Origin of the sequence: Pseudomonas mangrovi (assembly GCF_003052585.1) — a bacterium.
In the GTDB taxonomy this organism is placed as follows: domain Bacteria; phylum Pseudomonadota; class Gammaproteobacteria; order Pseudomonadales; family Pseudomonadaceae; genus Aquipseudomonas; species Aquipseudomonas mangrovi.
Map to the genome: position 1 here is coordinate 602,040 of NZ_QASN01000020.1, position 14,299 is coordinate 616,338.

General features: G+C 65.4%; 9 protein-coding genes. 4 read left to right on the top strand and 5 right to left on the bottom strand.

The window, feature by feature from the left end:
- Positions 1-167: 167 nt before the first annotated feature.
- Positions 168-1,103 carry a LysR family transcriptional regulator gene (locus DBO85_RS15465; protein WP_108108150.1) on the bottom strand — a complete coding sequence of 312 codons (936 nt, stop codon included), beginning with the start codon at positions 1,101-1,103 and terminating at the stop codon, positions 168-170.
- 143 nt (positions 1,104-1,246) lie between these two features.
- Here DBO85_RS15465 and DBO85_RS15470 point away from each other — a divergent pair, with 143 nt between their 5' ends.
- Entirely contained in the window at positions 1,247-2,473 is a 1,227-nt protein-coding gene (locus DBO85_RS15470; RefSeq protein ID WP_108108151.1) for an acyl-CoA dehydrogenase, read from the top strand.
- Between the two features lie 242 nt (positions 2,474-2,715).
- Here DBO85_RS15470 and DBO85_RS15475 read toward each other — a convergent pair whose 3' ends face one another.
- From DBO85_RS15475 to xthA, 4 genes are all read right to left on the bottom strand, one after another.
- Positions 2,716-3,252 carry a DinB family protein gene (locus DBO85_RS15475; protein ID WP_199286999.1) on the bottom strand — a complete coding sequence of 179 codons (537 nt, stop codon included), beginning with the start codon at positions 3,250-3,252 and terminating at the stop codon, positions 2,716-2,718.
- Between the two features lie 422 nt (positions 3,253-3,674).
- On the bottom strand, positions 3,675-4,661 hold the full coding sequence (locus DBO85_RS15480) for a TerC family protein (protein WP_108108152.1): 987 nt from the start codon (positions 4,659-4,661) through the stop codon (positions 3,675-3,677).
- A 351-nt stretch (positions 4,662-5,012) separates the two neighbouring features.
- Positions 5,013-6,380 (bottom strand): substrate-binding domain-containing protein, encoded by a 1,368-nt coding sequence (locus tag DBO85_RS15485; RefSeq protein ID WP_108108153.1) that lies wholly within the window; start codon positions 6,378-6,380, stop codon positions 5,013-5,015.
- A 319-nt stretch (positions 6,381-6,699) separates the two neighbouring features.
- Positions 6,700-7,512 (bottom strand): exodeoxyribonuclease III, encoded by an 813-nt coding sequence (xthA, locus tag DBO85_RS15490; RefSeq protein WP_108108154.1) that lies wholly within the window; start codon positions 7,510-7,512, stop codon positions 6,700-6,702.
- Between the two features lie 114 nt (positions 7,513-7,626).
- Between xthA and DBO85_RS15495 the strand changes: the two genes are divergently transcribed.
- The 3 genes from DBO85_RS15495 to DBO85_RS15505 all read left to right on the top strand — a co-directional run bounded on the left by DBO85_RS15495 (position 7,627) and on the right by DBO85_RS15505 (position 14,197).
- A complete protein-coding gene (locus tag DBO85_RS15495) occupies positions 7,627-8,277 on the top strand; it encodes a GNAT family N-acetyltransferase (RefSeq protein ID WP_177429780.1) in 651 nt (216 codons plus the stop codon).
- Positions 8,278-8,777: 500 nt separating this feature from the next.
- Positions 8,778-10,535 carry an autotransporter assembly complex protein TamA gene (locus tag DBO85_RS15500; RefSeq protein ID WP_108108155.1) on the top strand — a complete coding sequence of 586 codons (1,758 nt, stop codon included), beginning with the start codon at positions 8,778-8,780 and terminating at the stop codon, positions 10,533-10,535.
- Positions 10,532-14,197, top strand: coding sequence for a translocation/assembly module TamB domain-containing protein (locus DBO85_RS15505; RefSeq protein WP_108108156.1), 3,666 nt, complete (start codon positions 10,532-10,534; stop codon positions 14,195-14,197). The genes DBO85_RS15500 and DBO85_RS15505 overlap by 4 nt, the downstream gene beginning before the upstream one ends.
- Positions 14,198-14,299: the final 102 nt, after the last annotated feature.

The window sequence follows — 14,299 nt, forward strand, 5'->3', positions numbered from 1 at the left end:
TCGTAGGTTGGAGCCGAGCAACGCGAGGCTCAACGAAAGGTCGGCAGGCCGCCTAGGCGGCGAACGAAGGACGGTTTCACGGGCCGCAGCCAAACGCGGCACGAGCACTACCAGAAAGAGGTTTAGGTTAGTAATTAAAAAGCGACAGAATCAGTTAGTTACTTCCCTTACTTCATCTGCTTTTGCAGCGCCTTTTCCTGTGCCGAGAACTGCCTCTGGGCGATCTCGATCATCTGTTCGCGCATCCAGCGGTTGGCCGGGTCCTGGTCGGTGCTTTCGTGCCAGTAGAGATGGGTCTCCAGCGGCGGCACGCCTTTGACCGGCAGATCGACGTAGTGGATGTTGTGCCGCTGGGCGAAGCGCTCCGGCACCGTCATCACCATATCGGTCTGCTCCAGCACCACCGAGGCCATCAGGTAATGCTGCGAGCGCAGGGCGATCTTGCGCTGCAGACCGATCTTGCCCAGCGTCAGGTCGACGTGACCAAGGCCGGCGCGGCGGGTGGAGATATGGATATGCGTCAGCGCCAGGTATTCGTCCATGCTCAACTTGTCCTTGGCCATCGGATGCCCGTTGCGCATGGCGCAGACGTAGCGGTCTTCATACAGCTTGACGTGGCGTACCTGCGGATCGGTATTGAGCGGCGCATCCACGGCGAAGTCCAGGCGGCCTGCAGCCAGCTCCTTGGTCGCCTCACGACGCTTGGCCATGAAGCTCTCGATGAACACGTTCGGCGCCAGCCGGCGCAGACGCTGGAACAGCGGCGGCAGCATCACCGCCTCGGACAGGTCGGTCATGCTGATGCGGTAGGTCTTGCTCGCCTGGGCCGGGTTGAAGCTGCGGCTTTCCTGCACCGAGACGCGCAGCAGCTGCAGCGCCTGGCGCACCGGGCCGATGATGTTCTGCGCCATCGGTGTCGGCACCATGCCCTGAGCGGTGCGCATGAACAGCTGATCGTTGAAGGCTTCGCGCAGGCGTGCCAGGGCGTTGGAAACCGCAGGCTGGGTGATGCCGACGATCTGCCCGGCGCGGGTCAGATTGGCCTCGGTGTAGATCGCGTCGAAAACGATGAAGAGGTTCAGATCGACCTTGTTCAGGTTCATGGCACGCACTCGTTCAGGGGCACTGGTAGGCGCCGATCATATATCGGTTATGAATCTTTATACACGCCGAGAATAGGTTAGATAAATCGCATTCCCTGATCTAGCATCACTTTCAACCTAAACCCGAAGAAGGTGCCCACCCCATGGATTTCGCGTATTCCCCCAAGGTTCAAGAGCTGCGTGAACGCGTCCAGGCGTTCATGGACGCCCACGTCTATCCGGCTGAAAAAGTCTTCCACAAGCAGGTCGAGGAGGGCGGTCGCTGGAAGCCCACCGCCGTCGTCGAAGAACTCAAGGCCAAGGCCAAGGCCGAAGGCCTGTGGAACCTGTTCCTGCCGGATTCGGAGAAGGGCTTCGGTCTGACCAACCTGGAATACGCACCGCTGGCGGAAATCATGGGCACCTCCGGCCTCGGCTCGGAAGCCTTCAACTGCTCCGCGCCGGACACCGGCAACATGGAAGTGCTGGTTCGCTACGGCAACGAAGAGCACAAGAAGCAGTGGCTCGAGCCGCTGCTGCGCGGCGAGATCCGTTCCTGCTTCGGCATGACCGAGCCGGGCGTGGCTTCCTCCGACGCCACCAACATGCAGGCCCGTGCCGTGCGCGAGGGTGACGAGTGGGTCATCAACGGTCGCAAGTGGTGGACCTCCGGTGCCAACGATCCGCGCTGCAAGGTCATGATCTTCATGGGCCTGACCAACCCGGACGCACCGCGCCACGCGCAGCACTCGATGATCGTCGTGCCGATGGACGCCCCGGGTGTCACCGTGCTGCGCCACCTGCCGGTATTCGGCTATGACGACGCCCCGCACGGCCACGCCGAAGTGCTGCTGGAGAACGTCCGCGTCCCCTACGAGAACGTGCTGCTGGGCGAGGGCCGTGGCTTCGAGATCGCCCAGGGTCGCCTTGGCCCAGGCCGTATCCACCACTGCATGCGCTCCATCGGCGCCGCCGAGCGCGCGCTGCGCCTGATGTGCGAACGCGCCATGAGCCGTACCGCCTTCGGCAAGCCGCTGGGCCGCCTGGGTGCCAACCTGGATCACATCGCCGAGTCGCGCATCGAGATCAACATGGCGCGCCTGCTGACGCTGAATGCCGCGCACATGATGGACACCGTCGGCAACAAGATCGCCTCCAGCGAAATCGCCCAGATCAAGGTGGTCGCCCCGAACATGGCGCTGCGCGTCATCGACCGTGCCATCCAGATCCACGGCGGTGCCGGCGTCTCCGACGACTTCCCACTGGCGCACATGTACGCCATGCAGCGCACCCTGCGCCTGGCCGACGGCCCGGACGAAGTCCACCGCGCCGCCATCGGCAAGCACGAGCTGGGCAAGTACGTACCCAAGGAAGCGCTGCGCGGTCACTGATCCACGCGCCTGCCTGAAACAGAAAACCCGGCCAGATGGCCGGGTTTTTTATTTGCCGTTCGTGGTTTGGCGTGGAGGAGGGCGGGGCCAGCCTTCTTTAACGCGGAGCAGACTCACTCCGCAGTTGGATGCCGGGAATTCACTCCGACCCCATTAACTGTGAGGTTCTTCTACAGCCTCAACGTTTGACATGAGCGGTGACCGACCGGCGCAGCCGGTTGGGCATCCGCTCGATGGAATGGTTAGGCATCGTCGCTGGGGATGAGAGTCAGCAAGTCGGTTACCCCGACGTCGACACCGCACTGAAACAGCAAGGTTGAGACTTGCCCACGATGGTGCGTCTGGTGGTTGAAGAAGTGCTGCACCAAGGCACCGAGATTTCTTCTGAATGTGACGCCAGCGGTGTTGGTGTAGCTGATATCACCAGATAGACGATTAGCAGTGAGTTCAGCGGCCCACTGCTCGATGATGTTGTCTAGCCGGGATCGGTACTCGCGCAAGCCCGAAAGATCAGCTGCCAGCGCTTGGCGCAGAGAGGCAGGATGAGGAAGCTCCGAGAGCACCGTTAGGCTCGGGAATGAAGGTTCTTGCTGCGAGAACCGATGTAGCCAGATCGTGTCTGCCACGGCGATGTGGTTCAGCGTCCCGAAGATTGAGCCGAAAAACGCCTTCATGTCGGCGATGACCGCCGATTCTGGCAAGCTGGCCGCTGCGTCATACATGCGCTCATTCATCCAGCGGTTGTACTTCGCCATCAGCAATGCAGTTTGCGGTGTCATTTGCGATGCCTAACAGTGATTAGACCGCGTGCGGTGTTAACGCATAGCGGCAGCGCGCGATATAACTCCGCCGTGGCAGAGTCCCCTCGAAACATAAAACCGAATCAAATCAATAACTTATTGCGTCCGTCCGATGCGGCGATGTATTCGCTTGACGGCTGCTTCTCGTGAATCCATTACACCCCGGCCCGTAGGGATGGGGGAACACGTTGCACGGGGGAGGGATGGCAGGAGTCTTTCGGCGGCGGTCCTGGCCGGTGGGTTATGGGGCATCCCTGCCGGGTCGAGGTTAATCCAGTGCGGGCGCCGGGCTCAAGCCAGAACGCCGCTGAGGGTTGTACAGCGGCAGATGGCGCGGCGAGTGGTGCGTCGTTGAGCCCCGGCTGGCGGGGCCAGCCGAACCCATTGGGCGCGAAGGCGGCTCAAGCCGCCGGAGCCTTCCTGCGCGTATGCAGCAGCGAAAGAACCACGCCGCCGCCCAGCAGGCCCAGGGTGACGCTGAGCGAGAGCAGGGCGGGGACCTTGATGACTTCGTGGAGGAAGATCTTCGCGCCGATGTAGGTCAGCACCAGGGCCAGGGCGTACTTGAGGTAGATGAAGCGGTGCATCAGCGCCGCCAGGGCGAAGTAGAGCGCGCGCAGGCCGAGGATGGCGAAGATGTTCGAGGTGTAGACGATGAAGGGGTCCTGAGAGATCGCCAGTACCGCCGGCACGCTGTCCACCGCGAAGACCAGGTCGGCCAGCTCGATCAGGATCAGCGCGATCAATAGCGGTGTGGCATAGAGCAGCGATTTGCCGGTCTTGCCGTCTGGTAGGCGCACGAGGAAGCGGCCCTCGTGCAGTTCGTCGGTCACCCGGATGTGCCGGCGCAAAAAGCGCAGCAGCGGGTTCTGCGACAGGTCCGGGTGTTTTTCCTGCTCCTTGCTGAAGAGCATCCGGATGCCGCTGAACAGCAGGAAGGCGCCGAAGACGTACAGCACCCAGGCGAACTCCTGCACCAGCGCCGTGCCCAGGCCGATCATGATCGCGCGCAGCACTATCACCCCGAGGATGCCCCAGAACAGCACGCGGTGCTGGTAGACGCGGGGGATGCCGAAGAAGCCGAGGATCATCGCCATGACGAAGACGTTGTCCATCGACAGCGACTGCTCGACGAGAAAACCGGTGTAGTACTCCAGCGCCTTGGTGGCGCCGAGTTGCAGCCAGATCCAGCCGCCGAAGGCCACGCCGACGCCGAAGTAGCCGGCGTACAGCAGCAGGCTTTCGCGCATCTCGATCTCGTGCGGCGTGCGATGCAGCACGCCGAGGTCGAGCACCAGCAGGGTGATGATCAGCACCAGAAAGGCCAGCCAGAACCAGCCGGGTGTGCCGAAGTAGGAAGTGGTGAAAAAGGCAATCAGAGCATCCACGAGCCCTCCTGAAAGTCTGCCTGAGTAAGAAACTCAGTGACTCCGACATCGCGGTGAATGGCTCACCGCCAGAGGGGCCCGGCGTCACGCGGAGGCAAGATTAGCGCTTGCCCTGGGCGCTGCATAGCAGCGCGTGAGCGTCTTTGCTGATTGCGGACAGAAGGCGCGAAGGCTGCGCTGTGCCGGGAGTTGCGGTACGTCGAGCGGAGGCTGGTTGGCCATGCCCGAAGACCTCGGAATGCCACGCGTTCGGGTTGCTTTAACCGGCATCAGCTTCGTGCGAACCAGGGCAGTTGACTGCCGCGGAGCGTTCCGACTGCACAGACGCCCACGGTCTTTTCCAGCGCAGGCCTAGTAAACCCAGACTTCGACCCGACGGTTCTTCACCCGGCCGTCACCGGCGGCGTTGCTTGCAACCGGCATCTCACCACCGAAACCGCCGATCTCGCGGAACAATACGCCCTCGCGAACCAGCTCGCGGCGCACCGCCATGGCGCGCAGGCGCGAGAGCAGGGCGGCGCGATCCGGGTCGGTGTTGGCATCGCCAAAGCCCACCAGCACCGCCTGGTTGTGCATCTTGTCGTTCGCGCGCAGGTAATCCAGCAGGCGCTGGACATCGCGCCGCGCCTTGTTGTCGAGCTGGGCGCTGCCTTCGTGGAAGCGGAAGTTGACCGACAGGCGTCGTGCCTCAGCGGCCAGCTGGCGGTAGCCGGCCGGCATCTGCGGGTCCGGCGCGACCTGCATGGCCTGAACCTGCTGGCCGATGAAGCCGGTGCGACTGACCAGTTCCTGCCCCGCGGGGCTGTGCGCATAGGCCAGCAACGCCTTCAGCCAGGGGTCTTCGTTCGCCGGATTGGCATAAAGAAACAGACGGCGTGACAACGGGTAGTCCTCGGTGGCGATCAGCTCCTTCGCCGGCGGCATGGCGCGCGACTCGCCGTTGGCGATCAGCAGCGCGCGGGCCTGGCGGATGTAGGGCAGGCCGATGAAGCCGATGCCGCTGGGGTCCGCGGCCACCGAGTCGGACAACTGCTCACTGGACTCGAAACGGCGCGCCGCTTTGTCCAGGCTCTTGCCGTTGGCGGAAAGGACCAGCTCCTTGAAGGTGTCGTAGGTGCCGGAATTGTCGTCGCGGGCATAGAGCGCGACGGGCCCGGGTCGACCGCCCAGCGCCGACCAGTCGCGAATCTCGCCGGCGAAAAGCTGGGCGACCTGTTCCGTGCTCAGGCTGGTCACCGGGTTGTCCGGGTGGACCACCACAGCCAGGCCATCCAGCGCGATGATCTGTTCCGCGGCGGGGCTGCGAAAGTCGCCGAGCCCCGCGAGCAGATCGGCTTCGCTGGACTTGATCGGCCGCGAGGAGGCGGCCAGATCGGCGCTGCCGTCCTTGAGCGAGGCGAAGCCCGTACCCGAGCCGTGGGCGGCGACCAGTACCCGAACCGGTTCACCGCCACGACCGAGCGCGAGTACCTGGCTTTCGTTCTCGCTGCCGGTCGGCTCGATACGGATCTGGCTGAAGCCCTGCTGCTCGAACATGCCCCTGACCAGCGCCGGCCCCAGCTTGGCGCCGATGGTGTTGGAGCCCTGCATGCGCAGCAGCGTCTGCGGCTCGGCCGCGTGACCGGGCCAGGGCAGGGCGTAGCAGAGAAAACCGAGCAGTACGTAGCTCAAGGTCCGGCTCCAGATCTCGCGATCACTGACGGGCAGGGCACAGGACATTTGCGGGCGCCTTCTATCGAGGGGGGGGAAGATGCGCGCAACGATAGAAGGCGACGATGACCGAATTGTTACAGCGGAGCGAGCGTACGAAAGTCACGCGTGCGCTCTGCAACGAGGCTTTCAGCCGCACGAAGGGCTATTGGGACGGCGAGAGAAACCATCAGAAAAAGTAGCGGGCGCAAGTCTTGCGCAGTGCTCGTCGCGGCGAGGTCAGCTGAGTTCGGCGCACAGCCGGGAGAGCGGGAGTGGATAACCTGGCTGTCCGCTGGCAGCGGTCGGCTGTCGAGTGCCGACCTGCCAGCGGTTTCCTGGCCGGCGTTTAGCCCAGTTCCAGCCAGATCGGCGCGTGGTCGGAGGGCTTTTCCATGCCGCGCAACTGGTAGTCGATACCGGCTTCGCGCAGGCGCTCCTGCAGCGCCTGGCTGGCCAGGATCACGTCGATGCGCAGGCCGCGCTTGGGCTCGTCCTCGAAGCCGCGACTACGGTAGTCGAACCAGCTGAACTGGTCATTTACCTGCGGATGCAGCTGGCGGAAGCTGTCGGTCAAGCCCCAGCGCTTGAGCGTGGCCAGCCACTCGCGCTCCTCCGGCAGGAAGCTGCACTTGCCAGTGCGTAGCCAGCGTTTGCGATTGTCCTCGCCGATGCCGATGTCGCAGTCCTCCGGGGAGATGTTGATGTCGCCCATCAGCACCAGGGCTTCCTGTGGCGAGAAGCGGTTCTGCAGCATCGCCTGCAGATCGGCGTAGAAACGTTGCTTGGCCGGGAATTTCACCGGGTGGTCGCGGCTTTCGCCCTGGGGGAAGTAGCCGTTCATGACCACCAGCGGCTGGCCGTCGCGATCGAGAAATCGGCCCCAGATGAAGCGCCGCTGAGATTCCTCACCATCCTCGGGAAAGCCCTTGCCGATCTCCAGCGGTTCCTGGCGCGAGAGCAGGGCGACGCCGTAGTGACCCTTCTGGCCGTGGTAGTGGACGTGATAGCCAAGCTGGCGAATCTCGGCCTCGGGAAACTGTTCGTCGCTGACTTTGGTCTCCTGCAGCCCGATCACGTCGGGTTGGTGCTTCTCGATGAGTGCCGCCAACTGGTGCGGACGCGCACGCAGGCCATTGATATTGAAGGAGACGATGCGCATGGCCGGGCCCTTTGAGAAAAACCCGGATGCTAGCCCATTGGCGGCGCAGGCGCGAGGATGCTACTAATTCGCTGCAGACCCGAAAAAAACCCTAAAACAATTGAGGTCATTGCAATGCCCAAAGCCGACTTGCCCATCGCCGAGATCCGCCAGCTCGACGGCGGTTACGCCCGTGAAGCCCGCTCCCTGCTGTACCACGCCTACCGGCATGAGCCGACCTTCGGCTATCTGCTCGAGTCCGATCGCCCGGGCTTCGACCAGCGCGTGCGAGCCACGGTGCGTGAGCTGGTCAACCAGCATTTCCTCGAGGACCAGCCGGCACTGGGATTGCTGATCGATGATCGCCTGGTCGGCATCGCGCTGATCGCGCCGCCGGTGCGCCGCCTGGGGATCACCGAGAGCTGGGCCTGGCGCATGCGCATGGTGCTGACCGCCGGTTTTCGTTGCACGCGGCGCTTTCTGGCCTATCACGACGCCATCCTCGCCTGTTTGCCGCCCGGTCCCTACCACCTGTTGCCGCTGCTGGGGGTTCACCCGCAGTTCCAGGGCCGGCACCTGGGCGAGCAGCTGTTCGACGCGCTGCATCGCTGGTGCGCCGAGGACGGCAGCTCGCAGGGCCTGGTGCTGGATACCGGCAACCCGCGCTACATCGAGTTCTATGGCCGCCTGGGTTACGAGGAGATTGGCCAGGTGGCACTCGGGCCGATCGTACAGCGGGTGTTCTTCCACCCCAATCCGCAGCCGCTGAGCCAAGCCGCGAGCTGAGGACGTAGGTTGGCGCCGAGCAGAGCAAGGCCCAACGTCGATTTCCTCTTCGAACCCATCGTTGGGCCTTGCGGCCCAACCTACGCACGCGATGCGTGAGCTTGACGCTGATTGCGACGGGACCAGCAGATCCCGAAGCACCGGCCCGTGACGCATGCACTACGTAGGTTGGCGCCGAGCAGAGCAAGGCCCAACGTCGATTTCCTCTTCGACCCCATTGTTGGGCCTTGCGGCCCAACCTACGCATGCGATGCGCGAGCCTGGACCGCAGGCAACGACGCCAAGGAGATGCCTCGATACGCGGCCGCATCCCACGTGGCGATGAGGGCAACCTTCGCTCGGCAATTCGCAGCGGCACCAATCGGTAATCGGCACGGTCGTAGTTTGACGCCGTGTTCCGAGGCTCGATGAGTGCATGTTGTAAATTCCATCCCGCAGGCCGTGCCAGAGCCTTTTTGTGCTCCTGGCGCAGGGAGGCGGGCGTGCTAGCATCCGCTCACATGAGATTCATTTACGTCCTTGCGCAACGCGCTCTACTCGTCTGCGTCCTTGTTCTTCTGACCGCCGTCGTGCTGCCGCTGCCCGTCGCGCAGGCGGCGCAAGCGCGCCTGGAGGTCGAGGTCACGCCGCGCAGCGCAGCGCTGCGCAAAAACATCGAGGCCCATATCGGCAGCCTCGGCGAGCGTGACGCCGCGGCGCTGCAGCGCTATCGGCGCACTGCCGAAGCCCAGGCCAGGCGAGCAGCCGAAGCGCTGGGCTACTACCAGCCAGAGATTTCCAGTCAGGTCATCGACGAAGACCCGCCACGCCTGCGCATCGAGGTACTGCGCGGTGAGCCGGTGCGGCTGCGCAACGTCGATATCCGCATCGAAGGCCCGGCGGCGCAGCAGGAGCAGTTCCGCCTGCCCGACGAGCCACAACTGGCGCCGGGCAAGCGCCTCGACCACGGTCGCTACGAAGCCGCCAAGCGCTCGATCCAGACTCAGGCCTCGCGCTTTGGTTATTTCGACGGGCGCTTTCAGCGCCAAAGCCTGCTCATCGATCCGCAGGCCGGCTATGCCGATATCGAACTGGTGTTCAAAAGCGGCGAGCGCTACCGGCTTGGCGAGTCGCTGTTCTATGGCGAGAGCCTGCTGGATCTGGACCTGCTGCAGCGCATGCAGCCGTTCGCCGCCGGCAGCGCCTACGATGCCGAGCTGATCGCCGAGTTCTATCAGGCACTGCAGTCGAGCGGCTATTTCTCGACGGTACGCATCGACGCCGAGCCGAGCAGCGCGCTGGAGCGGGTGATTCCGGTCAAGGTCGAACTGGGCCTGCGCGAGCCCCGCAGCTTCGGCGTCGGCGTGGGGTTTTCCACCGATGTGGGTCCGCGCGGCCGTGCCGACTGGACCCGGCACTGGGCCAACTCGCAGGGCCACAGCTACGGCGCGGAGATGGAGTTGTCGGCGCCGCGGCAGAACGTCGGCCTGTGGTACGAGGTGCCGGGAACGAAGCCGCTGACCGACAAGTTGCGCCTGGCCGGTGGCTACCAGAACGAGGAAATTGCCGACACCGACAGCCTCAGTCGCCTGCTGCGCCTGGGCCCGGAGTGGCACAGCCTGCGCCCGAGCGGCTGGCAGCGCGTGCTGTCGTTGAAATGGCAGCGCGAGGATTACCGCTTCGGCGACGACAACGGCCTGAGCACGCTGCTGCTTCCGGGCGTCAGCTATTCCTGGCTGGAAAGCGACAACCGCATCGACCCGTCCCGCGGCTATCGGCTGATGTTCGAGGTCCAGGCGGCCAAGGAAGGCTTGCTGTCGGACACCGACCTGATTCATGCCACCGCCTCAGCCAAGGGCCTGATCACCCTCTGGGAGCGGCATCGGCTGCTGGGGCGTGCGCAGGTGGGCGGCACCGTCTCCGACTATGAATCGGTACCGCCATCGCTGCGCTTCTTCGCCGGTGGCGACCAGAGCGTGCGCGGCTACGACTACCAGTCGCTGTCGCCACGCAATGCGCAGGACGAGCGCATCGGCGGGCGCTACATGGTCGCCGGCAGCCTCGAGTATCAGTACAGCGTCGCCGAGAAGTGGCGCATCGCGGCCTTCGTCGATCAGGGCAACGCCTTTCGTGACTTCGAAATGCCCGATCTGAAGACCGGGGTCGGCGTCGGCCTGCGCTGGGTGTCACCGGTCGGCCCGTTGCGCCTGGACCTGGCCAATGGACTGGATGACGACGGCGGTATCCGTCTGCACTTCTCGATGGGGCCGGAGTTGTGAAGTGGTTGCGCAGGGTGCTGCTGGCACTGGTACTGACACTGCTGCTGATCGTCCTGGCGCTGGCGCTGCTGCTGGGCAGCAATGGCGGCAGCCGCTGGCTGCTGGAGCGCGTGCCGGGATTGCAGGTCGAGCAGTTCGAAGGTCGCCTGGGCGGCGCCTGGCAGGCCAACAGGCTCGGCTGGACATCCGGCGGTACGCGGGTTGGGGTTGAGCAGATCGACGTCAGCTGGCGACCCTCCTGCCTGTGGCGTCGCACGCTGTGCGTCGATCTGCTGCAGGTCGGCCGCATCGATGTCCAGCTCGCCGAGAGCGAACAGGCTGCCAACGAACCTTTCAGCGGCCTGCCGGACTTGCGTCTGCCGCTGAAACTGCAGCTGGGCCGGATCGACATCGGCGCCATCGAGGTGCAGGGCCAGGTGCTCGGCGACATCCAGTTGCAGGCGCGCAGCGTCGGCTCGCGGCTGCAGATCGAGCAGTTGGCCTTCGTCTTCGACGAGATCAGCGTGCAATTGCAGGGCAGCATCGATACCCAGGGACAATGGCCGCTGGCGCTGCAGACGCAGGTCAGCCTGCCGCCCCAGCAGGGCCGTGACTGGCAGCTGGCCGCCAGTGCCGAGGGCGAACTCGCCGGCCAGCTGGACCTGCAGGTCGAGAGCAGCGGCTACCTGGACGCCACGCTGGCCGGCTGGCTGAAGCCGCTGGAGGCGGAGCTGCCCGCCGAGCTGAGGCTGAACGCGGCCTCCTTCCTGGCCAGCGCCGAGCTGCCGCCAGGCCTGACTCTGCAGCAACTGCAGCTGTCGGCTACCGGTGATCTGCAGCAAGGTTACCGACTGCGCGGACGCGCGGTACTGCCGGCCCAGGGCGAGCCGGTCGACCTGTCGCTGCTGGGCCTGCTGCGCAGCGACGGACTGCAGCTGGAACGGTTGCGGCTGGATGCCGGCAGCGATCGCTATCTGCAGGCGCAGGCCGATATCAACTGGCAGACCAGCCTGCGCGCGGCACTGCGTCTACAGCTGGAAGACTTTCCCTGGCAGACGCTCTATCCACTCGAGCTGCCGGTGCGCCTGCAGAGTCTGCAAGCGCAGCTGGATTATGCCGACGAGGCCTATCAGGGCAGCCTGGATTCTCGCCTCGACGGCCCGGCCGGTGCCTTCAGCCTGAGCTCGTCGGTGAGCGGCGACATGCGCCAGCTGCACTTGTCCGATCTGCTGCTGGAGGCCGGCGCCGGCCGCATCGACGGCCGTGCCGAACTGCAGTTCGCCGAGCGTCTGGCATGGACAGCGGAGCTGGCCGCGAGCGATTTCGATCCGGCGTTCTGGCTCGCCGAACTACCTGGCCAGTTGGCCGGGCCGTTGCGCAGCAGCGGCAGCGAGCAGGCGGACGGCCTGCACTGGCAGGTGAGCGCTGACCTGCAGGGACGCCTGCGCGAACAACCCGCCCGCCTGCAGGCCGAGGCGGCCGGGCAGGGCCAGCAGCTGCAGATCCCGCAACTGGCGCTGCGCCTGGGCGACAACAGGATCACCGGCAGCCTGCAGTCCGCGCCGACGCTGGAGGGCGATTTCGATCTGCAACTGGCGCGCCTGGACCAGCTCTGGCCCGGCCTGGCCGGCGCGCTGCAGGCACGTCTGGATCTCGCCGGCCGCCTCGAAGCGCCCACCGCGCGGCTGGTCGCCGATGGCCAGAAGGTGCGTTGGCAGGACACGCGCATCGGCCTGTTGAATCTGCAGGCACAGCTGGATGGCGAGCAGCAGGCGCGCCTGGCCCTGACTGCCGAAGCGCTGCGGCAGGGCGACAGCGAGCTGGGCAACCTGACGTTGAACGGGCAGGGTGGCTCGGCCCGGCACGTCCTGCGCCTGTCGCTGGACGGCCCGCTGCTGGACGCCGGGCTGGCGCTCGACGGCAGCTGGCGTGACGGCGCCTGGCGCGGCCGCGTACAGAAGGCCGGGCTGCAGGTGGAACAGATGGACTGGCAGCTGCAGCAGGCCACGGCCCTGCAGCGTTTTGCCGATGGACGAATCGAGCTGGCGGCGCACTGCTGGGCCCTGCAGCAGAGTTCCTCGACTCTCTGCGCCGGGCCACAGCGCCTGGCCCCGGTGGCGGACATCGACTACCGGCTGCGCGACTTTCCGCTGACTGCGCTGCATCCCTGGCTGGGCCAGGACCTTGAGTGGCAGGGCGAGCTGGATGCCGAGCTGCGCCTGCAACTCCCGGACGCGGGCCCGCGGGGATCGCTGCGCGTGGATGCCGGCAACGGCGTACTGCGCAGCCGCGATGGCCAGGAGTGGCTTGAGCTCGCCTACCAGCGCCTCAGCCTGGAAAGCAGCCTGGCGCCGCAGAAAATCGATACGCGGCTGCAGTTCTACGGTGCCGAGCTGGGCGAGCTGGACCTGCAGGTCGGCTTCGATCCGCGTACCGCCGAGCGACCCCTGCAGGGCGAGTTTCGCCTGGTCGATATGCAACTGGGCATCGCCCGTCCGTTCCTGCCAATGCTCGATCGCCTAGAAGGGCGCCTGGATGGCAGCGGCCGCATCGGCGGTGTGCTGCTTTCACCGCATGTCGTCGGCAACCTGCGCCTGCGCGACGCTGCCTTGGCCGGGGAGGGCCTGCCGCTGGATGCCGAGCAGCTGCAACTGGACGCACGCATCAACGGTGAGCATCTGGAGCTCGATGGCAGCTGGCGCAGCGGCGAACAGGGTCGCGGCCAGTTGCAGGGGCACTTCAATTGGGCGCAGACCCCCGAACTGGATCTGCGCCTGAGCGGCAGCCGGCTGCCGATACTGGTCGAGCCCTACGCACAGCTGGAGGCCGAGCCGGACCTGCGCCTGCAACTGGCTGGTGAGCGCTTGTCGCTCAGCGGCAGCGTCGCAGTGCCGCGGGGCAGCATCGTGATCAACGAGCTGCCGCCCGACAGCGTCAGGGTTTCCGCGGACGCGCGGCTGGTTGGGGAAGAGCAGCAGCAGGGCAGCGAGATGGACATCGCGATGGATGTGCGTGTCGACGTCGGCAGCGAACGGCTGACCTTCGAAGGCTTCGGTCTGAGTGCCGAACTGGCGGGGCAGCTGCGCATCGGTGACAACCTCGACACCCGCGGCGAGCTAAGGCTGAGCAAGGGCCGCTACCGCGCCTACGGGCAGCGGTTGACGATCCGTCGCGCGCGCCTGTTCTTCGCCGGGCCCATCGAGCGACCCTATCTGGACATCGAAGCGGTGCGCAGGGTTGACGAGGTCACCGCCGGCATCCGTCTCAGCGGCCCGGCCGACCAACCGCAGAGCGAGATCTTCTCCGAGCCGGCGATGGCCCAGGAGCAGGCGCTGTCCTATCTGGTACTGGGCCGGCCGATGGGCAGCAGCGGCGAAGACAGCAACATGCTCGGCCAGGCCGCGCTGGCCCTGGGGCTGGCCGGCAGTGCCAAACTCACCGGTGGTGTGGCCCGGCTGCTGGGCATCAGCGATTTCGAACTGGATACCCAGGGCAGCGGTCTGACCACCAGCGTGGTCGCCAGCGGCCGCATCTCCGAACGTCTGAGCCTGCGTTACGGCGTGGGCGTGTTCGAACCGGCAACCACTCTGGCGCTGCGTTATGAACTGACCCGCAGGCTCTATCTCGAAGCGGCCAGCGGGCTGGCCAGTTCGCTGGACCTGTTCTATCGTCGGGACTTCTGATGAACCTGGGGGCATCCGCTGACCTTGCGGGCAGGCGCCTCGACCGCTCGCAAGGTGCGACTCCTCCGCCGTGTTCGCAGAACCCTACCGCCGGCTACACGA